The sequence below is a fragment of the Microbacterium sp. LMC-P-041 genome, assembly GCF_030209555.1.
GTDB lineage: Bacteria > Actinomycetota > Actinomycetes > Actinomycetales > Microbacteriaceae > Microbacterium.
The window spans coordinates 15,599-38,712 of the sequence record NZ_JARVRV010000009.1 but is presented as its reverse complement, the minus strand read 5'-3'; the positions used below and the strand labels follow the sequence as shown (position 1 = coordinate 38,712).

The window sequence follows — 23,114 nt, the reverse complement described above, 5'->3', positions numbered from 1 at the left end:
GCGATTTAGGTACACCGAAATATCCGCTAAGATTTCGGCATGCCGAAAAATGCTGTCGTCGAGAAGGGGCCGACGCCCACCCGCGCCACCGCGCCCCGCAGCCTCTGGCTCCTCGGACCCGCGCTGGTCGCCGGTGTCGCGTATCTCGATCCGGGCAACGTCGCGAGCAACATGACCGCCGGCGCGCAGTACGGGTACCTGCTGGTCTGGGTCGTGGTGGCGGGCAACGTGATGGCCTGGCTGATCCAGTACCTGTCGGCGAAGCTCGGCGTCGTCACGGGGCAGAGCCTCCCCGAGGTGCTGGGTGCGCGCCTCACGAAGCCGTGGGCCCGTAGGGCCTACTGGCTGCAGGCCGAGCTCGTCGCGATGGCGACAGATCTGGCCGAGGTCATCGGCGGCGCGGTCGCCCTCTACCTGCTGTTCGACATCCCGCTGCTGCTCGGAGGGATCATCACCGGCGCCGTGTCGATGGTCCTGCTGACGGTGCAGAGCCGCCGCGGCGCTCGGCCCTTCGAGTTCGTGATCATCGGGCTCATGGTGATCATCGCGGTCGGCTTCGTCGCCGGGCTCTTCATCGCACCGCCGGATGCCGCGAGCATCGTCGGTGGCCTGGTGCCCCGTTTCGAGGGCACCGGATCGGTGCTCCTCGCCGCCTCCATCCTCGGCGCGACGATCATGCCGCACGCGATCTACGCGCACTCCTCGCTCACTCGCGATCGGTTCGGTGCCGCCGCGGCGCACGGGCCGACGGAGACTGCGCGAACCGAGACCTCGCGCATCCGTCGCCTGCTCACGGCGACCCGCTGGGACGTCTCGATCGCGATGGTGATCGCGGGCACCGTCAACCTCGGCATCCTGCTGCTCGCGGCCGCCAACCTGGCCGGTGTCGAGGGGACGGATTCGCTCGAAGGCGCCCATGCCGCGCTCGCGGCGGGACTCGGGCCTGTCGTCGCGACCTTCTTCGCGGTCGGGCTGCTGGCCTCCGGTCTCGCCTCGACATCCGTCGGTGCATACGCGGGAGCGGAGATCATGCACGGCCTGTTGCACGTGCGCATCCCGCTTCTCGCGCGTCGACTCGTGACCCTGATCCCCGCGCTGGTGATCCTCGGCATCGGCTTCGATCCCACGCTGGCGCTGGTGCTCAGCCAGGTCGTCCTCTCATTCGGCATCCCGTTCGCGCTGATCCCCCTCGTCGCGCTCACCGCGCAGCGTCGCACGCTCGGCGTCTGGGCGAATCGCACCTGGACGACGGCGGCGGGCATCGTGGCATCCGTTCTGCTCATCGCGCTCAATGGCGCCCTGCTCTGGTTGGTGCTGACGGGCGCCTGAGCGACCGGCCTCGCGCGCGCAGCACGACCCTTGCGCGCAGAACCGCCCCGAGCCGGCACGGGAAGAGTCGACTCGGGGCGGCGTCCTGTCACCGCGCCGTCAGCGAGAGCGGAGAGTCTCGGTCCACTGCGAGGTCGCGCCGTCGGCGATGCGCCATCCGGGCTCGGGGACGGCGACGACGGTCACTTCTCCCGTCACCTTCACCTTGCCGCCCCGCGCCTCGACCCTCTCGCCGTTCACGTAGTAGCTGATGCCTGTCACGTTCTTCGGCACCTTCACCTCGTCGCGGGAGGTGCCCGGCTTGTCGGTGAAGGTCGGAGCCTTCGGAGTCGTCGGCGCGGTCACCACCGGCACCTGCGACCAGTCGATGTCGCTCGCCAGGTAGTACGAGGTGTACGCGGGCTGGTTGTAGGTGGTCTGCTGACGCGCGGTCTCGGCCCGGTACTGCACGTCGTGCATCAGGGTCGTGAGCTTGTGCGCCGTCGGCTCGGTCGTCGTGAAGAACCGCAGCGCGCTCGAGTCCACGGTGCGCACGAGCAGCTCCTCACGCCAGTCCCCCAGCACATCGGCGACGAGCGACGGGTTGCCTTTCGTGCCGTTGTTCGTGAGCGTTCCGGTCGCGGTGACGAGCGTCCCGCGGGTCCAGTCGTCGATGGTCGGCGTCTGGGCGCCGCTGCCGTTCACGAGCTGCGTCGTCAGGTCGCCCGCCCAGCGGATCGACATGTTGGTGCCTGGCGTCTCCGGCTGCAGCACCTCGCCGGTCGCGCTCAGGAGTCCGCTGCCCTCGGTGCCGCCTGGCATGCTCGACCACACCTCGATACCCGGCACGTCGGGACGCACGTCGCCGATCATGGCGCGACCGGTGTCGCGACCCGAGTACGCCCCGAACAGGGACTCTCCCGTCGCGGCATCACGCATCACCGACCCGTACGGTGCGCTCGTCGCACCCTCGTGGGCCGTCCAGATCTCGAGGCCGGGGCGGCTGGGGTCGATATCGGTCACGTGCATGGCGTCGCCATGGCCCAGGCGCACGGTCGCCCCGGGATCGGCGCTGCCCTCGGGGAGCACGTCGAACGAGCTGTACAGCAGGCTGCCGTCGTCGTCGATCGTCGCCGATCCGTAGACGAGCTCCTGCTTACCGTCGGCATCCACGTCGGCGAAGCTCAGCGAGTGATCGCCCTGCGTCGTGATCGTGCCGAACTCGGGGTCGGTGCCGTCCCGGCCGTGCGGGGAGTCGTTGAACGGGTTCGTCATCGGCACGTGGCCGCTGTCGACGTCCCACCGCTCCGTGAGGCGCTTGCCGTCCCAGTCGAAGGCCGTGACGGTCGTGCGCGTGTAGTACCCGCGAGCGAAGACGGCCGACGGATGCTGCCCGTCGAGGTATCCGACGCCGGCGAGGAAGCGGTCGACGCGGTTCGCCGGCTCGATGCGCGACATCGCGTAGTCACCCCACAGCAGTCCGTCGTCTCCTCGCTCGGTCGGATACGGGATGGTCTGCAGCTCCTTGCCGGTCGCGCTGTCGAAGACCGTGAGGTACTCGGGTCCGTCGACGATGAAGCCCTCGAACTCCCGCAGCAGGTTGCGCGCGCTGCGGCTCGGCGCGTACACGTCGATGAAGGTGGTCGCCAGTTCCTGCGCGGCCTCCGGCGAGAGCGGGTAGTCGTGCGTCACGGGCATGCCCCACGCCTCTTCGAGAGTGGCCGGCCACTGGCCCGACACGACCTCCTCGCGGTCACTCCAACCGAGGAACATCTCGACCAGACGCTGCTCGTAGTCCGCGGCACTCACGCGGTAGTCGTCGTCGTTCGAGTACCCGGCCTTGCGGTCGTCCTTGGGGAGAGTGATGTACGACTCGCTCGCGACCGAGCCGTCGTCGGCATACTGCACCGACTTCGTGCCGGGCGCCGTCTTCAGCATGGTCTCGGACCGGCCGTCGCCGTCGAAGTCGTAGACGAGGAACTGCGTGTAGTGCGCTCCGGCGCGGATGTTCACGCCGAGGTCCAGGCGATTCAGCAGCGTTCCGTCGAGCTCGTAGGTGTCGAGATAAACCGGCCCGGTGTAGCCGCGCTGCGAGACGTCCTTCGAGTTCGAGGGGTCCCACTTCACGACGTACTCGTACTGCCCGTCGCCGTCGACGTCGCCGACGGAGACATCGTTCGCCGAGTAGGTGTAGGCCTCGCCCTTCGGCGTCACCCCGTCGGCCGGCTTCTGCAGGGACAGGTCGTGGTGACCGTCGGCCCAGGCGGTGACGGATGCCGACGCGGATGCCGTCAGCTCGATGCCGCTCACGATCGGGACGACGGAGTACTCCGAGGTGGCGGAGCCGCCGGCATCCGCGTAGTTCGTGCTGTCGGTGACCGTGGCGACCTTCGCCCCGTCGCGATAGACGGCGAAGTCGGGGCCGGCGAGGCCGGTCTCGGTCGCGCCCGTCGTCTCGGTCGCAAGGAGTCGCCAACTGAGGAAGACGCCCTCGGCGGTCGAGACGGCGACGAGTCCGCGGTCGAGCGACTCGAGTTGCGGTGCCGGGGTGCCGTGATCGTGGCGACCCGCGGCCGGGGCTGCGGGTGACGCCGCTGCCGCGCTCTGCGCACCACCCGCGACGAGGCAGCCGGCGGCGGCCACCGCCACGACGGCGCGGAATGATCGGTGTCGGATGTTCATCATCGAAATCCATCTCTGGGCCTGCAGCCCGCTCGGATAGCGTTTTCCCGTGCCCGGTCGAAGCTACCCGCCGCGCTCCTCTCGCGTCAAGGAATCGGGCCCGATTGACACGATTCACAGCGTCCACGGCGCCCTCGCCAGGCGATTAGGCTCGAAGGATGTCTGCCGAACCCGCGCGCCGCACCGTCCGCATCCTCACGTGGACCGGCATCGCGACCGGCGTGATCGGAGGCCTCCTCGTCGCCTTCCCGACCGTGCTTCCGTTCGGCGGCCCGTGGGTGCAGCTGGCGCTGGGCATCGCGACGCTGGTGCTGGCCTTCCGCGCCCGCAAGATCGGCATCGCCGAGATCGAGGGGTTCGACGGCCGCCTCTCGCTCTTCGCCGCTCTGCTCGGCTTCCTCATCGTGTTCTTCGCCGGCCAGGTCGCCTTCGGCATCCTCGTCGACGTCGCGAACCCCTGATCTAGGCTGGACGAGTGGCATCCCCCGCAGCAGACGACTACCTGAAGACCGTCTACGCGCACACCGAGTGGCAGGACGCGCCGATCACCCCGTCGGTGCTCGCGGCGAAGCTCGGCATCGCTCCGTCTTCGGTGACCGAGATGGTCAAGAAGCTCGCCGCCGCGGGCCTCGTCTCGCACGTGCCCTACGGTGCGGTTCGGCTGACCGATGCCGGCACGCAGCGCGCCCTGGCCATGGTGCGACGCCACCGCCTGATCGAGACCTGGCTGGTGCAGGAGTTCGGCTACGGCTGGGACGAGGTGCACGACGAGGCCGAAGTGCTCGAGCACACGATCAGCGACCGCCTTCTCGAGGGCATCGACGCACGCCTCGGCCGGCCACGATTCGACCCGCACGGCGACGCGATCCCGGATGCCGCGGGCGTCGTCGAACGCGAGCCCTTCATCCTTCTCGCCGACGCGCCGGTGGGTCACGTCGGCCGCGTGCTGCGCGTCGACGACCGCGACCCCGAGCTGCTGCGCGCCCTCGAGGCGGCTGGCGTCGCCGTCGCGGCGAGCATCACGACCACGGACCGGGGCATCGAGCTAGACGGCGTCGAGACCACGCTTCCTGACGGCGCCGCAGAGGTGGTCTGGCTCAGCGCCTGACAGCCTCGCCACAACCTGACACCTGCCCGTAATCGCCGCCCCATAAGCTGTGCACATGGCACACCGCGACAACATCGAATGCTGGCTGACCGACATGGACGGCGTGCTCGTGCATGAGAACGACGCCATTCCCGGCGCGTCCGAGCTGCTCGCCGGGTGGGAGCAGAACGACATCCCGTACCTCGTGCTGACGAACAACTCGATCTTCACGGCACGAGACCTGTCGGCCCGCCTCCGCGCCAGCGGACTCGTCGTGCCCGAGGAACGGATCTGGACCTCGGCGCTGGCCACCGCGGACTTCCTCGCGCAGCAGCTGCCGGGCGGTTCAGCTTTCGTGATCGGCGAGGCGGGCATCCTCACGGCCCTGCACGAGGCCGGGTTCATCATGACCGAGACGAATCCCGACTTCGTGGTCGTCGGCGAGACTCGCAACTACTCGTTCGAGGCGATCACCAAGGCGATCCGACTCATCATCAAGGGCGCGCGCTTCATCGTGACGAACCCCGATGCGACGGGCCCCTCGGCCGACGGAGTCATGCCGGCGACCGGCGCGATCGCGGCGCTCATCACCAAGGCGACGGGCAAGGAGCCGTATGTCGTCGGCAAGCCGAATCCGATGATGTTCCGCTCGGCGCTCAACAAGATCGGCGCGCACTCGAAGAAGACCGGCATGATCGGCGACCGGATGGACACCGACATCATCGCCGGCATCGAGGCGGGGCTGCACACCGTGCTCGTGATGACCGGCATCAGCGACGAGGCCGAGGTCGAGAAGTATCCGTTCCGGCCCGACGAGATCGTCGACTCGGTCGCCGACCTGCTGCCCACCGTCACCGAGTCGATTCCGACGCTCGACGAGGACTGACGTGGGCGCGCTCGACGAAGGAGAGCGGGTCGTCGCAGCGGATGCGTCCGCGTGGCGCGCCTGGCTCGAGGAGCATCATGAGCGCATCGCGGGAGTCTGGCTGCTGAGCGTTCGCGGCAACCGGGGCGGAGGTGTCGGATACGACGATGCCGTGCGTCAGGCTCTGTGCTTCGGATGGATCGACGGTCCGGTGCGCACCTTCGACGACCAGACGGTGGGCCAGTGGTTCTCACCCCGACGACGTGGCAGCGGATGGGCAGCGACGAACAAGGCGAGACTGATCGACCTCGAGGCCGCCGGACAGCTCGCACCGGCCGGCATCCGGGTGCTCGAGTCCGCGAAGGCAGACGGGTCGTGGACCTTGCTCGACGGCCCGGAAGCCGGGATCGAGCCGCCCGAACTGACGGAGGCGCTGGATGCCGTGCCCGCCGCGCGGGCCCACTGGGACGCCTTTCCGAAGTCGGTCAAGAAGTTCGGCCTGACGCACATCGCGATGGCGAAGCGTGCCGAGACGCGGTCCGCTCGGATCGCCAAGATCGTGGCGGATGCCGCGGAGGGGAAACGCCCATGAACCAGTCCGACCTGCTGTTCCTGGTGATCTTCCTGATCCTCCTCAGCACGCTGACCGTGTGGGTGGTGCAGTTCTTCCGCTCACGACGTCGTGGAGGCGGCGGGGGCGATGGGCGCGCCGGCTGGTGGGAAGGCCCCTGGGACGACGACGACCGCAAGCGCTGAGCGCCCCGATCCCTCGGTCAGCGCAGCGTCAGGCTGCGCACTCTATCCACCGGCTCCGGCATCCGCAGCGGACCCGCACCGGGTGTGATGGTGCCGAGGATTCGGGCTTCCCGCGCTCCGGTGCCGCCGGGCGTCACGGCCGCGACGCCATGCAACGTGCACCATCCGATCAGCGCGAACAGGATCGCCTCCTTGCTGTCGACCGGGGCACCGAGCTCGTCGGCGAGCACCACCTCGATGTCGGGGAGCGCCTCACGCAGCCCCTGCATGATGAGCGGGTTGTGGCACCCGCCACCCGAGACAGCCAGGAAGCGGATGCCGGCGGTGCGGATGTCGTGTGCGACGGTGCGGACCGTGAGCTCGGTGAGCGTGCGGATCAGGTCGGCCGGCGCGATGCCGGGTCGCATGCGGTCGACGTGCGCACGCACATAGTCGAGGTGAAAATGCTCCTTGCCCGTGCTCTTGGGCGCGGGCAGGGCGTAGTACGGGTCGGCGAGCAGCTCGGCGAGCAGCACGTCGTCGACGGTGCCGGTGCGAGCGATCGCGGCATCCGCGTCGTAGCCTCGGTCGTTCAGCCCCTCGGCGACGACCACCGCGTCGACCAGTGCATTCGCCGGGCCGATGTCGTAGGCCGACAGACCGTCGGGACCGACCACGGTCACGTTCGCGATGCCGCCGAGGTTCACCGCCGCCGAGACTCCCGCCCGACCGCGCAGCAGCAGCTCATCGAGGAACGACACGAGCGGTGCACCGTGGCCGCCCGCAGTGATGTCACGGATGCGCACGTCCGACACCACGGGTGCGCCGACCCGCTCGGCGATCCACGCCGGCTGCCCGATCTGCAGGGTGCCGAGCGCGTGGCCGTCGGCGACCCAGTGGAAGACGGTCTGGCCGTGCGTGCACACGGCATCCACTCCCCCGACGACGTCGGATGCCGTGGCGGCGACCTCGGCGAAGGCCTGGCCGATCAGGGTGTCGAGCTCGCAGACCTCGGCGAACGTCGTGGGCGCCGGAGGCAGCGCCGCGACGAGTCGGGCCCGCAGGTCGGGGGCGTACGGCACGCTGTCTTCGTGCAGCACCGTGCCGCGCAGCGCTCCGTCGCTCTCTGCGAAGTCCACGACCGTGACGTCGATGCCGTCGTGTGAGGTGCCCGAGAGCAGTCCGAGTACGCGCATGCGTGTTCCTTCCGTCGCCTGCTACGAGCGTAGGCCGGTTTTGTTAGGGGGGCGAACGGAAAGCATCGATCTTTTCTGCACGATCATCTTCTGGACCGCGTTCTCCCCCGTGCCCGAAGGATGACCCGCACCGCCGACGGCCCCGGTCGTCGCCCGCGTAGCATTCTGCGAGACCCCACCCTCCACCCCCAGAATGGGAGCATGTTCGTGTCCGTCGAGATCATCACGATCGTCATCAGCGCCGTCGGCCTCCTGCTGACTCTGGGCGGCACCATGTTCGCGGGCTTCGCCTGGTGCATCCGCCGATCCGACTCCCTCCGCACCGATCTCGTCGGCGTCGAGACGTCGCTCGGTGCGCGTATCGACGGAGTGGAACAGAGGCTCACGGCACGCATCGACGGAGTCGAAGAGAAACTCACCGCACGCATCGACGGGGTCGAACAGAGGCTCACCGCACGCATCGACGGAGTCGCCGCCGACGTCACCGAACTCAAGGTCGCGGTGGCCCGACTCGAAGGGCCGCAGCGTCACCTGATCGTCGCGGGGCGCTGATTCCCCGGTGACCGGCAGGTCAGCGTAGGACGAGCGCCGCGGCGCCGATGAGCGGCCCCTCGTCGCCGAGTCCCGAGCGCACGACCCGGGTACGCCGCGAGTACTCGTGCGCGGCACTGGCCGTGAGCGCCTGCTGCACGAGGTCGATGTAGTCGGCGGACACGCGAGAGAACCCGCCGCCGATCGCGACCATGTCGAGGTCGACGAGGGTCGCGGCATCCGCGAGCGCTTCTCCGACCGCCTTCGCCGACCGCTCGATGGCCGCGCGGGCGACGGCGTCGCCCGCGGCGGCATCCCGAGCCAGGTCCTCGCCGGTGGCTCCGGTCCAGCCCTGTTGCTGAGCCCAGGCGGCGCTCGCGGGCCCCGAGGCGATCTCCTCGAGGGTGAGCCCGCCTTCGCGACGCACCTGTCCGAGATGCCCGGCATTGCCGGTGGCTCCGGGAATGTACGCGCCGTTGACGACGAACCCTCCGCCGACGCCGGTCGAGACGACGATCGACAGCGAGGCGCCGGCATCCTGCGTGGCGCCGAGCCAGGATTCCGCCAGGGCGAGCGCGCCACCGTCATGGCCGAGGACGGTCGGAACCTCGCGGCCGAGCGCAGCGGATGCCGCCGAGCGCACCGACTCCGCAAGACCGAAGCCCCGCGCGAGCGGCATGTTCACCGGCATGATCGCTCCGGCGGCACGGTCGATGGGTCCGGCGCTTCCGGCACCGGCGCCCACGAGGTCGGCATCCGCCGGCACAGCGGCCAGAGCGTGGGTCACGATCGAGATCACCGCGTCGTTCAGCGACTCGAGCGTCGCCTGGCGCCCGGTCGCCTGTCGCGAGCGGCTGCCGCCGACGAGCACACCGTGCTCGTCCACGAGCGCGGCCTCCATCTTGGTGCCGCCGACGTCGACGGCCAGCGCATAGCGGGTCACTGGGGGTCGAGTCCGAGGTCGTCGAGGTCGAAGGCGGCACGCCATTCGAGGCCCTCGGCTTCGATCGCGGCCTGGGCGCCCGTCTTGCGGTCGACGATCACGGCGACGGCGACGATCTCGGCCCCTTCCTTGCGCAGCGCCTCGACGGCCTTGAGCGCGGACTGCCCGGTGGTCGAGGTGTCTTCGAGCACGACGACGCGCTTGCCGGCGACGTCTGCACCCTCGATCTGGCGACCGCGACCGTGGTCCTTCGGCTCCTTGCGCACGACGAACGCGTCGAGCGGCTTGTCGGCGGCGACCGAGGCGTGCAGCACCGAGTTCGCGATGGGGTCGGCGCCGAGGGTCAGGCCGCCGACTGCCACGACGTCGAGGTCGCCGATGAGGTCGAGCATGATGCGACCGATCGCCGGTGCCGCGCGGTGGTCGAGCGTGAGCTTGCGCATGTCGACGTAGTACGTCGCCTTCTTGCCGCTCGAGAGCGTGAAGTCTCCGTGGAACACCGCCTCGTCCTTGATCAGGTCGAGAAGGGTCTGGCGGTCTGCGTCGAGTGCGGTCACGGCATCCAGTGTAGGAGGCAAGGCCTAGGCTTGACGCATGCGCTTGGCCACCTGGAACGTCAACTCCATCCGCACCCGTGTCACCCGCACCGTCGAGTTCGCCGTCCGAGAGGACATCGACGTGCTGGCGATGCAGGAGATCAAGTGCAAACCCGAGCAGTTCCCCTACGGGCCGTTCGAAGAGGCCGGCTACCACGTCGAGGTCCACGGCCTGAATCAATGGAACGGCGTCGCGATCGCCAGCCGCCTGCCGATCACCGACGTCCGCACGTCTTTCGACGGCATGCCGGGCTTCGCCAAGGGACACGAGGGACCGGATGCACCGCTCGAAGCACGTGCGCTCGGCGTGCTCGTCGACGGTGTGCGCGTGTGGAGCCTGTACGTGCCGAACGGCCGCTCGCTCGACGACCCGCACTACGCCTACAAGCTGCACTGGCTCGAGGAGCTGAAGAAGTCCACGGCGGCAGAGCTCTCGGCGAACCCCGAACTGCCGCTCGCTCTGGTGGGCGACTTCAACATCATCCCGTTCGACGCCGACAACGGCGACCCCGACATCGTCGAGGGCGTCTCGACGCACGTCTCGCCGCAGGAGCGTCAGGCCTTCTTCGCTCTCGCCGACGCGGGCCTGACCGATGTCGTCCGCCCACTGCTTCCCGAGGGCTATACCTACTGGGACTACCAGCGTCTGAAGTTCCCTCGCAACGAGGGCATCCGCATCGACTTCATCCTCGGCTCGAAGACACTCGCCGAGGCGGTCACCGGAGCGTCGATCCACCGCGAAGAGCGCAAGGGCGAGCAGCCCAGTGACCACGTCCCCGTGGTCGTCGAGGTCGACCTCGGCGGGGCCGAGGAAGACGACGACCTGCCGATGATCTTCTCCTGAGACTGTGACCGTCCGCCTGATCGCGACCGATCTCGACGGGACACTGCTCGACTCCTCGGCATCGGTCACGCGGCGCACCCGCGCGGCCCTCGACGCGGCGCGCGCCCGTGGCATCCACGTCGTCCCGGTGACCGCTCGCCAGCCGATAGGTCTACGCGCGCTCGCGGACGGCGCGGGCTTCGACGGCTGGGCGCTGTGCAGCAACGGCGCCTACGCGACGCATCTCGTCGATGGACGGATGCTGTTCGCGGAAGAGCTTCCGGCAGAGACGATCCGCACCCTGGCCGAGGCGCTGCGCGCCAGCATCCCCGGACTGCTGTTCGCGAGCGTGCGTGAGGGCGGCGAGACGTTCGTCGCGCAGCACGGCTATGCCGAGATCGCCGATCTCGCCGACCACAAGCGCGATCCACGCACGATGGGCGGCGTCGAGCTCGATCATGTGCTGGCCGCACCCAGCCTCAAGCTCGTGATCCGGCACCCAGAACTCACCCCGACGGCGTTGTTCGACGCGCTGCGCGACCTCGGGCTGACCGGTTTCGAGGCGACGCTCTCAGGCGCCCCGTTCGTCGAGGTCATGGCCGAGGGCGTGACCAAAGCCACCGGGCTCGCGCGCCTCTGCGAGCACCTCGAGATCGACCGCCGCGATGTGATCGCTTTCGGCGACGCCCTCAACGACGTCGAGATGCTGCGCTGGGCCGGCCACGGTGTGGCGATGGCCGGCGCGACGGACGTCGTGCAGGACGCCGCGGATGAGACGACCACCTCGAACGACGACGACGGGGTGGCGAGGGTGATCGAGCGGGTGCTCTGCGCCCGCTGAGCCAGCGGACAGTGAGAACCCGGCCCCTTCCGCAGGAGTCACCGGGTCCTCGTCGCCAACGCCGTCAGCTGCGCACGCGCCGACGACGCACGAGCAACAGGCCGGCGAACAGCAGGCCGGCCGCCATCATCGACGCGAACGCGGGCACATCGGCACCGGTGTTCGCCAGCGTGTCGCCACGAGCCGCGACCGCGCCCGCACCCGCACCCGCTGCCGTCGTGGTCGGAACCGCCGCGATCGGTGCTTCGGGGGCCGGTGCCTGGGTCACCTGCAGAGCGACGCTCGCCACCACCTCCGACTGCGCGTTCAGCGCCACGAGCGTGTGCGCTCCCGGAGGCGTGTTCGCGGGAATACGGAAAGTACCGGTGAGCGCGCCGTTCGCGTCGGCGGTCAGGGTTCCCAGAGCCACCGGAGTCGAGCGCAACTCGAACGCGATCGTCGCGCCAGGGGTGAACCCGGTACCCGAGACGTCGATGTCACCGCCGGCGCGGGTGGACGCGATCGAGACAGTCAGCTCGGGCTCCGGTTCGGGCTCGGGCTCGGGTTCCGGTTCAGTGATCGGCACGAGAGTGAAGTCGATGCCGTCCACTGTCGTGGAGGCGACTGCCGTGACGGGGGTCGCGAGCTCCGCCGTCTCGACGCCGTCGTAGAACTGGGGCCTCGCCGTCGTCGGGCTGTCGTTGTAGAAGATCGCAGATGCCTTGAGGATGTACGTCCCGGCAGGGATGTTGAGTGTGTACGCCCCGGTCTGCCGATCGGCGATCACATACCCGACACGTTCGCTGCCGTCCCACGCTTCGACGAGCATCTCCCGGTCTTCCGAGCTCGCCATCGTGACCGTGCCGGCGATGGTCGCCGCTGCATCGAGCTGTGCGTCGACACCCGTGACGTCGTCGCCGGCCGCGACCACCACAGAGGTGGCGTCCTCGGGGACGGCGGCGTCGTCCCAATACTCGTCGAGCAGGCCGGAATCGAAGGCGTCGAAACTCACCAGGTAGGTCCCCGGCGCGACGGCGACGCGAAAACTGCCGTCACTGCCGACGAATGCGAACCGCATGTCTCGGTCGATGCCGCTGACCGTGACAGAAGCGTTGACGGGAGAACCGTCGGCGGTCTTCGTCACGGTGCCGCTGATGTAACCGACGCGTTCGAGTGCGGCATCCACATTCGTCACCGTCTGCTTCTCGACGATCGTGATGAGCGTCGCGGCGTCCCAGCCGTACGCGTCGTCCCAGAACTCCCACGCCAGGTCGGGGTCAGGCGACCCGAAATACAGGCGGTAGGAGCCGCCAGGAAGACCGCCGAGGTGGTACTCGCCGGACGCGTCGGCCTGGGTCGATGCGACGATCTCGTTGTTGTCCGAGAGTGCCGAGACAGTGGCGCCCGCGACCGCTGAGCCGTCCTGCGCCCGGGTGACGATGCCCTCGATGGCGCCGCCGGTGCTCAGCGACGCGTCGATGTCGGCGACCGACGCACCGCCGGCAATGACGACAGGAGTGGCGGCCGAGGAATCTGTGACTCCATCCCAGTGCTCGCGCATGAGGTCCGTCCCGCCTCCGGCCCAGAACGACACGACGTAGGAGTCGTCCGCGAGTCCACGAAGGGTGTAGTCGCCGTTCTCGTCCGTGAGGGCCGTCGGTGTCACCCACGCGTGCCCGCTCACCGACACGCTCACGCCGGAGATCGGAGCCCCGTTGTCTTCGCGTGTCACGGTGCCGCTGATCGTTCCGGTTCCCTGAGGCGCCGGCGGCGGTGGCGGGAACAGTGCCGGAGGCGGCATCAGTGCAGGGGCGAGTGCTGGCGCAGGTGCGAGTGCAGGCGCGTCCTCGACGACCGCCGGCGCGGGTGCGGCGTCACTGAGTGTTGCATCGGCGGCGGCACTCTCGAGCGGGGCGGCGTCGCCCTCGAGCGGGTCGGCGACGACCTCGAGCGGGTCGGCTGCGATGTCGTCGGTCGTCGCGATCACCTCGCCTGTGGTCGCCCCGGGATCGATCGTCGGATCGTCCTCCACAGCTCCCGCTGCGGTCGCTCCCCCGAGTGCGAGTGCGATCGCCGCCACCCCACCCAGAACTGCATGAATCAGAGCGCGTCGTTGCGCCATAGCTCCACCCTCCGACGGAAGTCGAGCACGCCGTGAACGGGACCCTGCGCTGGACCTCGGAACCGCGGCCGTTCCGGCCACGTTGAGTTGAAGCTATCGGATCGCCACGCAGGAGGAAAGAAGCGGGCGATATACCGTTTCAGTCCTCGAAGGTGCCGACCTCGGGCACCCGATCCGTCCGCCCGTAGCGCAGCAGCAGCACTCCGCTGTCGTCGGCGACCGGCGCCTCGAGCAGCCGCAGCACCGCCGGCTCAGCGCCGTCGTCGAAGACCTTCTTGCCCGTGCCGAGGAGGATCGGATACACCCATAGGTTGAGCTCGTCGAACAGACCCTCGGCCAGCAGCGAGTGCGCGAGGTCGATGCTACCGATCACGTGCACCTCGTCGTGCCGCTCGCGCATCGCGGCGATCTCCGCGGCGAGATCGTCACCGACGCGCTCGCTGCCCTTCCATGACAGATCGAGGTCGGCATCCCGTGTCGCCACATACTTCGGGACCCGATCGAAGAGCCTGCCGATCTCCCCCGACGGACCGTCGGTGTGATGCGGCCAATACGCGGCGAAGATGCCGTATGTGCGGCGCCCGAGCAGCAGCGCATCGAGCCCCTGCATCCCCCGCTGCACCTGGGGCCCCATCCCCGACGACGGATACCCCGCCTGCCAACCGCTGAACTCGAAGCCTCCGGACGGATCCTCGTCGATGCCGCCCGGCCCCTGTGCGACGCCGTCGAGCGTCATGAAGAGGTCGATCAGAATGCGTCCGGTCATCAGAGTGCTCCTTCGCACGAGAGGGCGGCGATGTTCACAGTATGCGCTCGTTCTGCTCGGCGGGTGCCGGCACCTCCGCGCCCCAGCGGCCGAGAGCCTCGATCGCCTCCCGCAATGCGACGCCTCGCTCGGTGAGGGCATAGGCGCGCGTGTTGTGCCGCAGGGGCAGTCGCCGCAACACTCCGGCCGCTTCGAGCTCGCGCAGACGTGTCGCGAGGATGTTCGTCGGAGCTCCGAGCTCACGCTGGAGATCGCCGTATCTCTGCGGCCCGTCGAGCAGCTTCTCGACGATGAGCAGGGCCCAGCGGGCACCGACGACGTCGAGGGCTGCGGCGAGGTCGCTCACGCGCCCGGATCGGCGTCCGGCTTCATCCAGAACGGCGAGTAGTGATAGCCGTCCGGATCGTCGAACTGGCGCTGATACATGAAGGGGTAGTCGTCGGTGTCGCCGATCCGACCGCCGGCGGCAGCCGCGCGGTCGACGAGCTCGTCGACCGCCTCACGACTGTCGAGGTCGAACGAGACAGTGACCTTCGAGGGGGTGTCAGGGCCGCCGATCACGTCTTCCGTGCCGCCGACGCTCGCATACATCTCGCGGCTGCCGAGCATCACGTACTGCTCGGGCGCGATCATGAAGCACGACACATTGTGATCGGACATCTCGGCATTGAGGGTCCAGCCGAGAGCGGTGTAGAACGCGGTGGCCCGGTCGACGCTCTCGACGGGGCAGGTGATGAAGAGGCTCATGCGCCAACACTTGCAAAATACAAGTGACGCGTCAAGGGCTTCTGCGGTCCCGCCGCAATCCCACCAGCGCGAGCACTCCGGCTCCGGCCGTGAGCGCGGCCACCGCCGCGAGACCGACGCCGGGGACGGATGCCGTCGCCACGGCGCCCGCCACGAGAGGACCACCCGCATCTCCCAGCTCGCGTCCGAGTTCGGCGCTGCCCATCGTGCGGCCCATCCGCTCCGGCGGGGTCGATGCGGCCAGGTGCGAGAACGCGATCGGCGTCGCGACCCCGACGCCGATGCCGACCAGCAGCGCGGTGACGACGAGCGCGGCCGGAGTCTGCGTGACCGCGGCGAGCGCGATGCCGGCCGCGATCAGCGCCAGGCCGCCGACGGCGCCTGTGCGCACCGAGATGCGCCCGCGGTCATGCGCGGCGCCCACGAACGGCTGAGCCACGCTCGACGCGATCGCGAGCACGGTCACGATGGCCATGCTCCAGACGATGTCGAGCCCGGCCTGCCGCCCGAGCAGCGGGAGGAATCCGACGGCGACCGCCAGGGCGCCGGTCGTCGCCGCCAGCACCAGGGTCGGGACGAGGAATCCGGGCGCGATCAGCTCTCGACCGAGATCGACGAGCGTGACTCGCTTGCGGGGCAGCACGGCGACCCGTGGCACCGCTGCAGCGACCCACAGTGCAGCGCCGAGACCGAGCACGGCGAGCGCCCAGAACAGCGCGGGCAGGCCGCCCCAGACCACGAGCACGGCGCCGATCAGCGGACCGAGCGCGTAGCCGAGACTCTTCCACGAGCCGTAGCGACCGAAGTACTTCCCGCGGGTGGCATCGTCGGTGAGCCGGGCGACGGCAGCCGACGACGACGGCGAGAAGGCTGATGCCGCCGCCCCCTGCCCGAATCGACCGATGACGAGTCCGAGCATGCCGGGAACCACGGCGCCGACGACCGAGAACGCCGAGAACGCGAGGAGGCCGCCGATGATGACAGGGCGCACGCCCACCCGGTCGCTCAGCGCGCCGAACAGCGGCTTGAGCAGCACCTCGGCGAGGTCGTAGAGCGCGAGGGTGAGCCCGAACGCGAGCAGCGTCCACCCGATGTCCTCGGTCTCCGCGCCCAGTGCCGCCGCGATGCCGTGGGCCCCGAAAGCGGTGGTGAATCCGGCGAGGTACAGCGGGGCGAGGCGGGGCTTCGCGGTGTGCGGAGTCGAGGTCACCCTCGATTCTCGCAGGATCGCGTGTCTGCACGTCACCACGGCCCCGCCACGATCCCCCGTGCGGGGGATGCCGCCGCATCCGCCCCGGCTCTACGGTAAGAGGATGTCTGCAGCGCCGTTCACCCGCATCCCCAGCGTCCGCGAGCAGCGCAGCGACCTCGTGCTCGCGGCGGTCATGTTCGTCGGCGCCGTCCTCAGCGCCGCTCTCTCGACCGTGGCCGACATCTACGGCGACACCCGGGCAGAACCGTGGACGGCTCTCGTCTACGCGGTCGCGGTCACCGCACCGCTGGCCGTGCGTCGGCGCTGGCCGGCCCCGGTCGCGATCGCCGTGTCGCTGGCATACTTCCTCGCCATCTCTTTCCAGGTGCCCGAGATCTATGTCGGCAACATCGCCATGTTCGTGTCGCTCTATACGGTCGGCGCCTGGATGAACAACCGCCGGGCCGCGATGATCGTGCGCGTCGGCATCATCCTCGGCATGTTCGTCTGGCTGATCATCACGATGTACCGCGAAGCCATCGAAGAGGCGGCGAAGGCCGAGGTCGCGGCGGGACTCCTGTCTCCGTACCTCGCGTTCATGCTCATCCAGCTGCTGCTGAACGTGCTGTACTTCGGCGGCGCCTACTACTTCGGCGAGCGCTCCTGGCACGCCGCACGCGAACGCGCGGTGCTCGAGCAGCGCACGGCCGAACTCGAGCAGGAGCGCGAGGTGACCGCGGCGCAGGCCGTCGCCCTCGACCGCGTGCGCATCGCCCGAGAGCTGCATGACGTGGTCGCCCATCACGTGTCGGTCATGGGCGTGCAGGCGGGCGCCGCTCGTCTCGTGATCGATCAGGACCCTGCGAAGACCACGAGCATCCTCAGCGGCATCGAGGACTCCGCGCGCGATGCGATCCACGAGCTGCGGCAGTTGCTCGAGACGCTGCGCACACCCGGTGGCGAGACGGCGGATGCCGCGTCGACCGTGACGCTCGACGACATCCGCTCGTTGGTCGACGCGTCGTCGGAGGCGGGACTGCCCACCGACTATGCGGTGATCGGCACCCCGAGGCCCGTGCCCTCGGTCGTGTCCGTGAACCTGTATCGCATCACCCAGGAGTCGCTCACGAATGCTCGGCGTCATGCCGGCGTCGGCGCGACCGCCGATGTGCGCGTGCGCTACGACGATGACGGGGTCGAGGTCGAGATCGTCAACACCGGTCGCGCCGTGGCCGTGCTTCGCCCCGGACTCGGTCAGCTGGGCATGCGCGAGCGCGCCGCGGCATCCGGTGGCACGCTCGATGTCGCTCCTCGCGCGGCGGGAGGTCTGCGGGTGCGGGCTCGAGTTCCGCTGACCGGCGCCGGCGGCGCGCAGGCCGCGTCGCCGATCGAGACGGGTGTCTCCTCATGAGCGGGTCCGACGCACCCATCCGCGTTCTGCTCGTCGACGATCACGCGATGCTGCGAGCCGGATTCCGGACGATCCTCGACACGCAACCCGACATCACGGTGGTCGGCGAGGCGGCGACCGGCGCCGACGCCGTGGCGCAGGCATCCGCTCTGCGCCCCGACGTCATCACGATGGACGTGCAGATGCCCGACATGGACGGCATCGAGGCCACTCGGCGGATCGTCGCCGACCCGGCGGTCGGAGCGGCCATCGCGATCGTCACGACGTTCGATCGCGACGACTACCTCTATCAGGCGCTCGACGCCGGTGCGAGTGGCTTCCTGCTCAAGAACGCCGGCGCCGAGGATCTCATCGCCGCGGTGCGGGCCCTCGCCGCGGGCGACGGGATGCTGGCACCCGAGGTCACACGACGCGTACTGGCTCGGTTCACGACGGCCCCCGGACCGGCGACCGCACCGGCATCCGCCTCCGTGCCGTCGCAGGTCGCAGCGACCGTGCTCGCCGACCCGCTCACCGACCGTGAGGCGGAGGTGCTCGTGCTGCTGGCCGATGCGCGCAGCAACGCCGAGATCGCGAGCGCCCTGTTCATCGGAGAGGCGACGGTGAAGACGCACGTGTCGCGCATCCTGCAGAAGCTCGGCGCGCGCGACCGCGTGCAGGCCGTCGTCCTCGCGCACCGGATGGGATTGGCGTGACCTCGACACGCGATAGCCTCTGACGCATGCCGACCGCCGCGCCCCTCTCCCGACCGATCCTGGCCGGGGTGGTCACCGCGCTGGTCGGGTTCACGAGCTCGTTCGCCGTGGTGCTCACGGGCCTCAGCGCCGTCGGAGCGACCCCCGAGCAGGCCGCCAGCGGGCTGCTCGCGGTCAGCCTCACGATGGGGCTCGCCTGCGTCGTCCTCGCCTGGCGATATCGGATGCCGATCACCGTCGCCTGGTCGACTCCCGGCGCCGCCCTCCTCGCCGCCACCGGAGCAGTCGACGGCGGATGGTCGGCAGCCGTCGGCGCGTTCCTCGTCACGGCCGCGCTCATCCTGCTCACGGCGCTGTGGCCCGCTCTCGGCACCCTGATCGCCCGCATCCCTCCGTCCATCGCGCAGGCCATGCTCGCCGGAGTGCTCCTGCCCCTCTGTCTCGCACCGATCACCGGACTCGTGGCGAATCCGTGGGGCGTGGTTCCCGTGGTGATCACGTGGTTGGTCTTCGCGCGTCTCGCGCCGCGGTGGGCCGTGCCGCTCGCCTTCGTCGCGGCAGCAGTCGTGGTGTCCGTCTCGTTGGTGCAGGAGAGCACCGCAGTGGATGCCGGACTCCTCGTCCCCCGGATCGAGCTGACCGCCCCCACGTTCACGGTCGGCGCTCTGGTCGGGGTGGCGCTGCCGCTGTTCATCGTGACGATGGCCTCGCAGAACGTGCCGGGCATCGCCATCATGCGCAGCTTCGGCTACGAGGTCCCCTGGCGTCCGGCGATGCTCGTCACGGGTGTCGGCACCGCGATCGGCGCGACGGCAGGCGGCCATGCGATCAACCTCGCGGCGATCAGCGCGGCCCTCGCCGCTTCACCCGACGCCGATCCCGACCCACGGCGTCGGTGGGTCGCCGGTGTCTCGACCGGCGTCTCGTACCTCGTGCTCGGCGGCTTCTCGGCAGCGTTCGCCGCACTGGTGCTGCTCGCTCCCGACGCAGTCATCCCGGCTGTCGCGGGGCTCGCGCTGTTCGCCGCCTTCGGGTCGTCGGTGCAGCAGGCGATCGACGACCCCGGCGAGCGCATCCCCGCCGTGGTGACCTTCCTGGTGGCGGCATCCGGCATCGCGGTGCTGGGCGTCAGCGCCGCATTCTGGGCTCTCGTGGCCGGACTCCTCGTGCGCACCGCTCTGCACGCCGGCCGTCGCTGACGCTGCGGAGAAGGCGCTCGGCTACCGTGGACGCGTGACAGTTCCCACGCCTGCTCCTGTGCCGTCGGCCGGTGCTCCCGCCGGGTCCTTCGACGCCCGCGCCCTGCTCGATCCGGTGAATTCCGCCGAGGTCGACGCGTTCGCACGCGCCCAGCGCACCGCTCACCCCACGTCGGCCGCACGGATCATCGCCTGGGTCGGCGTCGGATTCGCGCTGCTCTGCGTCGTCCCCATCTTCGGGATCATAATCCTCGGCCTCGGCTATGCGGTCGGTCAGGAGGCGGGGGTCGCCGTCGCCGCGCTCATCGGGCTCATGCTTCTCGCCGGCATCGTCGTCGGCGTCGTGATGCTCGTGCGCCGCAGCATCCGCATGCGCAACATCACTCGCTTCCGCCTCGCGCGATTCGCCCGGGCCAACGCCATGAGCTATCTCGACCGCATCGACGAGCCGCCCCTGCCCGGCATGATCTTCTCGTCGGGCTCGAGTCGGATGTCGACCGACGTGCTGCGCGGCGTGGAGCCGCGTTTCGTCGAGTTCGGCAACTACCAGTACACGACCAGCAACGGCAAGCAGTCGACGACGCATCGCTGGGGATACGTCGCGGTCAAACTCGACGTGCCCCTGCCGAACATCGTGCTCGACGCGCTCGGGAACAACACGCTCGGCAGCACGCTCGCTGGCGCCTTCAGAAGCGACCAGCGCCTCTCGCTCGAGGGCGACTTCGACCGCTACTTCTCGCTCTACTGCCCGACGGGCTATGAGGTCGATGCGCTCTACCTGTTCACCCCCGATGTGATGACGCGCTTCATCGACCACGCCGCGCAGCTCGACGTGGAGATCGTCGACGACTGGCTGTTCCTCTATGCACGACGCGATGTCTCGACCCTCGACCCGGCCACCTGGGCGTGGCTGTTCGGAGCCGTCGGGGCGCTTCTCACGAAGCTCGACCAGTGGGCGCGCTGGCGCGATGACCGGCTGCGGCTCACGCAGCATCCGGGATCCCCGGCAGCACTGCAGGGTCCAGGGCAGATTCCAGGGCAGCATCCGGGCCCCTATCCGGGAGCTCCCGCCCTGCCGTTCGCTGCGCCCGCAGGGCTGCTCACTCCCCCGCCGCCGGGCGTCGCCCTGCCCGGCCAGCGCCTCCGGCGACGCAGCCCCTGGCTGATCGTCGGGATCATCGTCGGCGTCATGTTCGTCGTGACCATGACCCCGTTCGCGCTCGGGATCCTCTCGGTGCTCTTTCTGCGCTGACGCGGGCTCTCCCCCGCACGGCGGACCGCCGTCGCCTCCCGCGCTGCGCAACTCCACCCGCAGATCCGCCACGTGGGGGATGCCGCGGTCCCGCACCGCGCCATAGCGTGAAGGCATGACCACAGGAAAGCTCGTACTCACCGGCATCACCAAGAGCTACGGCTCTCGGCGCGTGCTCGACGACGTCTCATTCGAGGTGGCGCCGGGGCGCCTCACCGGGTTCGTCGGCGGCAACGGCGCCGGCAAGACCACGACCATGCGCATCGTCCTCGGGCTGCTCGGCTCCGACGGGGGCACCGTCGCACTCGACGGTCGGCCGCTGTCGAGCACCGACCGGCGCCACTTCGGCTACATGCCCGAAGAGCGCGGCCTCTACCCGAAGATGAAGGTGCTCGAGCAGATCGTCTACCTCGCCCGTCTGCACGGCTTCAGCAAGGCGGATGCCGAGTCGCGCGCGACCGCGCTGCTCACCGAGCTGGGACTCGGCGAGCGCCTGGGAGACACGATCGAGTCGCTGTCGCTCGGCAACCAGCAGCGCGCGCAGATCGCCGCCGCCCTCGTGCACGACCCCGAGGTGCTCATCCTCGACGAGCCGTTCTCAGGCCTCGACCCGCTCGCGGTCGACGTCGTCGCATCGGTGCTCCAGGCGAGCGCCGCCAAGGGAGCGTCGATCCTGTTCTCCTCGCACCAGCTCGATGTGGTCGAGCGGCTCTGCGACGACCTGGTGATCCTCGCCGGCGGCACGATCCGCGCGGCGGGCTCGCGCGACGGGCTGCGCGCTCAGCACGCCGGCGACCGCTACGAGCTGGTCTCCGCCGGGGATGCCGGCTGGCTGCGCGCCGAGCCCGGCGTGACCGTGATCGATTTCGAGGGCGGCTACGCCCTGTTCGACGCCGAAGACGCCGACACCGCGCAGCGCGTGCTGCGCACCGCCGTCGAACGCGGAGACGTCGCGAGCTTCGCCCCCAAGCATCCGTCCCTCGCCCAGATCTTCAAGGAGGTCATCCAGTGAGCACCTCGAACACCACCGGGTCTGCAGGCTCGCCCTCGCAGGCATCGATGATCTGGCTCGTCGCCGAGCGGGAGATCGGGTCGAAGCTGCGCAGCAAGGCGTTCCTGATCTCCACCGGAATCCTGCTGCTGCTCGCCCTCGCCGGCATCGTGATCGGGGGCTTCGCGAGCAAGAACACCGATGCGATGCCCGTCGCAGTGACCTCCGAGACGGCATCCGAGGTGTCGGCTCTCCCCTCAGTCGAGATCACCGAGGTCGCCGACCAGGCCTCGGCCGAAGAGCTCGTGCGATCGGAGAAGGTCGACGCCGCGGTGCTCCCGGGCGACGGACCGACCGGGGTGACGATCATCGCTCTCAAGGACGCCCCGACCAGCCTCGTGTCGGCGCTGTCGCAGGCACCCGACATCGAGATCCTCGAACCGGCCACGACGAACCCGCTGCTGCGGTACTTCATCGCGATCGCGTTCGGAGTCGTCTTCATGGGTGCGGCGGCGACCTTCGGCGGCACCATCGCGCAGAGCGTCGTGGAGGAGAAGCAGACCCGCGTGGTCGAGATCCTGCTGTCGACCATCTCGGCCCGCACGCTGCTGGCGGGCAAGGTGATCGGCAACACGATCCTCGCGATGGGTCAGATCCTCGCCCTCGCCGCGGTCGCCACCATCGGTCTCATAGCGACGGGTCAACGCGAGGTGCTGTCCACCCTCGGCGCCCCGATCATCTGGTTCGCCGTGTTCTTCCTCTTCGGCTTCATCCTGCTGGCGGCTCTGTTCGCCGCTGCCGCATCGATGGTCTCGCGTCAGGAGGACATCGGCTCGACCACCACCCCGATCACGATGCTGATCATGGCGCCGTACATCCTGGTCATCTTCTTCAACGACAACCCGCTGGTGCTGACGATCATGTCGTACGTGCCGTTCTCGGCTCCGGTCGGCATGCCGATGCGGCTGTTCGTCGGCGAGGCGCAGTGGTGGGAGCCGCTGCTCAGCCTCGTGATCCTGCTCGCCAGCTGCGTCGCGGCGATCATGATCGGCGCGAAGATCTACGAGAACTCGCTGCTGCGCATGGGGTCGCGGGTCAAGCTCGGCGAGGCGCTGCGCGGCTGAGGTCGCTCGGACATCCCTCCATCGACGAG

Annotated in this window: 24 protein-coding genes; 15 read left to right on the top strand and 9 right to left on the bottom strand. The window is 69.4% G+C overall.

What is annotated here, in order from left to right; translation table 11 throughout:
• Positions 1-39 precede the first annotated feature (39 nt).
• Positions 40-1,329, top strand: coding sequence for an Nramp family divalent metal transporter (locus tag QRN21_RS16785; protein WP_056280409.1), 1,290 nt, complete (start codon positions 40-42; stop codon positions 1,327-1,329).
• A 99-nt stretch (positions 1,330-1,428) separates the two neighbouring features.
• Here QRN21_RS16785 and QRN21_RS16780 read toward each other — a convergent pair whose 3' ends face one another.
• Complete coding sequence (locus QRN21_RS16780; protein ID WP_285365372.1) at positions 1,429-3,990, bottom strand: rhamnogalacturonan lyase; 2,562 nt, start codon at positions 3,988-3,990, stop codon at positions 1,429-1,431.
• A gap of 158 nt (positions 3,991-4,148) precedes the next feature.
• On the opposite strand from QRN21_RS16780, the gene QRN21_RS16775 reads away from it, so the two are divergent.
• From QRN21_RS16775 to QRN21_RS16755, 5 genes are read left to right on the top strand one after another with little or no spacing between them, the layout of a single operon-like run.
• A complete protein-coding gene (locus tag QRN21_RS16775; protein WP_053098017.1) occupies positions 4,149-4,451 on the top strand; it encodes a hypothetical protein in 303 nt (100 codons plus the stop codon).
• Positions 4,452-4,465: 14 nt separating this feature from the next.
• Positions 4,466-5,098 carry a metal-dependent transcriptional regulator gene (locus tag QRN21_RS16770; RefSeq protein WP_230101043.1) on the top strand — a complete coding sequence of 211 codons (633 nt, stop codon included), beginning with the start codon at positions 4,466-4,468 and terminating at the stop codon, positions 5,096-5,098.
• Between the two features lie 55 nt (positions 5,099-5,153).
• Positions 5,154-5,963, top strand: a complete 810-nt coding sequence (locus QRN21_RS16765; RefSeq protein ID WP_053098019.1) for an HAD-IIA family hydrolase — start codon at positions 5,154-5,156, stop codon at positions 5,961-5,963.
• A gap of 1 nt (position 5,964) precedes the next feature.
• Positions 5,965-6,534 (top strand): YdeI/OmpD-associated family protein, encoded by a 570-nt coding sequence (locus QRN21_RS16760; RefSeq protein ID WP_285365369.1) that lies wholly within the window; start codon positions 5,965-5,967, stop codon positions 6,532-6,534.
• Complete coding sequence (locus tag QRN21_RS16755; protein ID WP_171821950.1) at positions 6,531-6,698, top strand: hypothetical protein; 168 nt, start codon at positions 6,531-6,533, stop codon at positions 6,696-6,698. Before QRN21_RS16760 ends, QRN21_RS16755 begins: the two co-directional genes overlap by 4 nt.
• 17 nt (positions 6,699-6,715) lie before the next feature.
• On the opposite strand, the gene QRN21_RS16750 is transcribed toward QRN21_RS16755, so the two are convergent.
• Entirely contained in the window at positions 6,716-7,873 is a 1,158-nt protein-coding gene (locus QRN21_RS16750) for an anhydro-N-acetylmuramic acid kinase (RefSeq protein WP_072592020.1), read from the bottom strand.
• Positions 7,874-8,074: 201 nt separating this feature from the next.
• Here QRN21_RS16750 and QRN21_RS16745 point away from each other — a divergent pair, with 201 nt between their 5' ends.
• On the top strand, positions 8,075-8,425 hold the full coding sequence (locus QRN21_RS16745) for a hypothetical protein (protein WP_285365367.1): 351 nt from the start codon (positions 8,075-8,077) through the stop codon (positions 8,423-8,425).
• A gap of 19 nt (positions 8,426-8,444) precedes the next feature.
• On the opposite strand, the gene QRN21_RS16740 is transcribed toward QRN21_RS16745, so the two are convergent.
• Positions 8,445-9,347: an ROK family protein gene (locus QRN21_RS16740; RefSeq protein WP_056280396.1), complete on the bottom strand. Its 903-nt coding sequence runs from the start codon at positions 9,345-9,347 to the stop codon at positions 8,445-8,447.
• Positions 9,344-9,904, bottom strand: a complete 561-nt coding sequence (gene pyrE / locus QRN21_RS16735; protein WP_053098023.1) for an orotate phosphoribosyltransferase — start codon at positions 9,902-9,904, stop codon at positions 9,344-9,346. The genes QRN21_RS16740 and pyrE overlap by 4 nt, the downstream gene beginning before the upstream one ends.
• A 37-nt stretch (positions 9,905-9,941) precedes the next feature.
• On the opposite strand from pyrE, the gene QRN21_RS16730 reads away from it, so the two are divergent.
• Both QRN21_RS16730 and QRN21_RS16725 read left to right on the top strand, forming a co-directional pair.
• Positions 9,942-10,787, top strand: a complete 846-nt coding sequence (locus QRN21_RS16730) for an exodeoxyribonuclease III (protein WP_285365366.1) — start codon at positions 9,942-9,944, stop codon at positions 10,785-10,787.
• A 4-nt stretch (positions 10,788-10,791) separates the two neighbouring features.
• Complete coding sequence (locus QRN21_RS16725; protein ID WP_285365365.1) at positions 10,792-11,607, top strand: Cof-type HAD-IIB family hydrolase; 816 nt, start codon at positions 10,792-10,794, stop codon at positions 11,605-11,607.
• Between the two features lie 64 nt (positions 11,608-11,671).
• Here the strand turns inward: QRN21_RS16725 and QRN21_RS16720 are convergent, their stop codons facing one another.
• The 5 genes from QRN21_RS16720 to QRN21_RS16700 form a co-directional block, all read right to left on the bottom strand.
• Complete coding sequence (locus QRN21_RS16720) at positions 11,672-13,708, bottom strand: carboxypeptidase regulatory-like domain-containing protein (protein WP_285365363.1); 2,037 nt, start codon at positions 13,706-13,708, stop codon at positions 11,672-11,674.
• Positions 13,709-13,847: 139 nt separating this feature from the next.
• A complete protein-coding gene (locus QRN21_RS16715; protein ID WP_285365361.1) occupies positions 13,848-14,474 on the bottom strand; it encodes a dihydrofolate reductase family protein in 627 nt (208 codons plus the stop codon).
• A 34-nt stretch (positions 14,475-14,508) separates the two neighbouring features.
• On the bottom strand, positions 14,509-14,820 hold the full coding sequence (locus QRN21_RS16710) for a winged helix-turn-helix transcriptional regulator (RefSeq protein ID WP_056280383.1): 312 nt from the start codon (positions 14,818-14,820) through the stop codon (positions 14,509-14,511).
• The gene (locus QRN21_RS16705; RefSeq protein ID WP_053098028.1) at positions 14,817-15,221 is read right to left on the bottom strand and encodes a VOC family protein; all 405 of its coding nucleotides are present in this window, start codon (positions 15,219-15,221) and stop codon (positions 14,817-14,819) included. Before QRN21_RS16705 ends, QRN21_RS16710 begins: the two co-directional genes overlap by 4 nt.
• 31 nt (positions 15,222-15,252) lie before the next feature.
• Positions 15,253-16,431 carry an MFS transporter gene (locus QRN21_RS16700; RefSeq protein ID WP_285365356.1) on the bottom strand — a complete coding sequence of 393 codons (1,179 nt, stop codon included), beginning with the start codon at positions 16,429-16,431 and terminating at the stop codon, positions 15,253-15,255.
• A gap of 103 nt (positions 16,432-16,534) precedes the next feature.
• Between QRN21_RS16700 and QRN21_RS16695 the strand changes: the two genes are divergently transcribed.
• From QRN21_RS16695 to QRN21_RS16670, 6 genes are all read left to right on the top strand, one after another.
• A complete protein-coding gene (locus QRN21_RS16695; RefSeq protein WP_187250614.1) occupies positions 16,535-17,824 on the top strand; it encodes a sensor histidine kinase in 1,290 nt (429 codons plus the stop codon).
• On the top strand, positions 17,821-18,519 hold the full coding sequence (locus tag QRN21_RS16690) for a response regulator (protein WP_056280377.1): 699 nt from the start codon (positions 17,821-17,823) through the stop codon (positions 18,517-18,519). The genes QRN21_RS16695 and QRN21_RS16690 overlap by 4 nt, the downstream gene beginning before the upstream one ends.
• 26 nt (positions 18,520-18,545) lie before the next feature.
• Positions 18,546-19,718 (top strand): benzoate/H(+) symporter BenE family transporter, encoded by a 1,173-nt coding sequence (locus tag QRN21_RS16685; protein WP_285365354.1) that lies wholly within the window; start codon positions 18,546-18,548, stop codon positions 19,716-19,718.
• A gap of 34 nt (positions 19,719-19,752) precedes the next feature.
• Positions 19,753-20,970 (top strand): hypothetical protein, encoded by a 1,218-nt coding sequence (locus QRN21_RS16680; protein ID WP_285365353.1) that lies wholly within the window; start codon positions 19,753-19,755, stop codon positions 20,968-20,970.
• A 115-nt stretch (positions 20,971-21,085) separates the two neighbouring features.
• A complete protein-coding gene (locus tag QRN21_RS16675) occupies positions 21,086-21,982 on the top strand; it encodes an ABC transporter ATP-binding protein (RefSeq protein ID WP_053098032.1) in 897 nt (298 codons plus the stop codon).
• A gap of 47 nt (positions 21,983-22,029) precedes the next feature.
• Entirely contained in the window at positions 22,030-23,085 is a 1,056-nt protein-coding gene (locus QRN21_RS16670) for an ABC transporter permease (RefSeq protein WP_285365392.1), read from the top strand.
• Positions 23,086-23,114 lie beyond the last annotated feature (29 nt).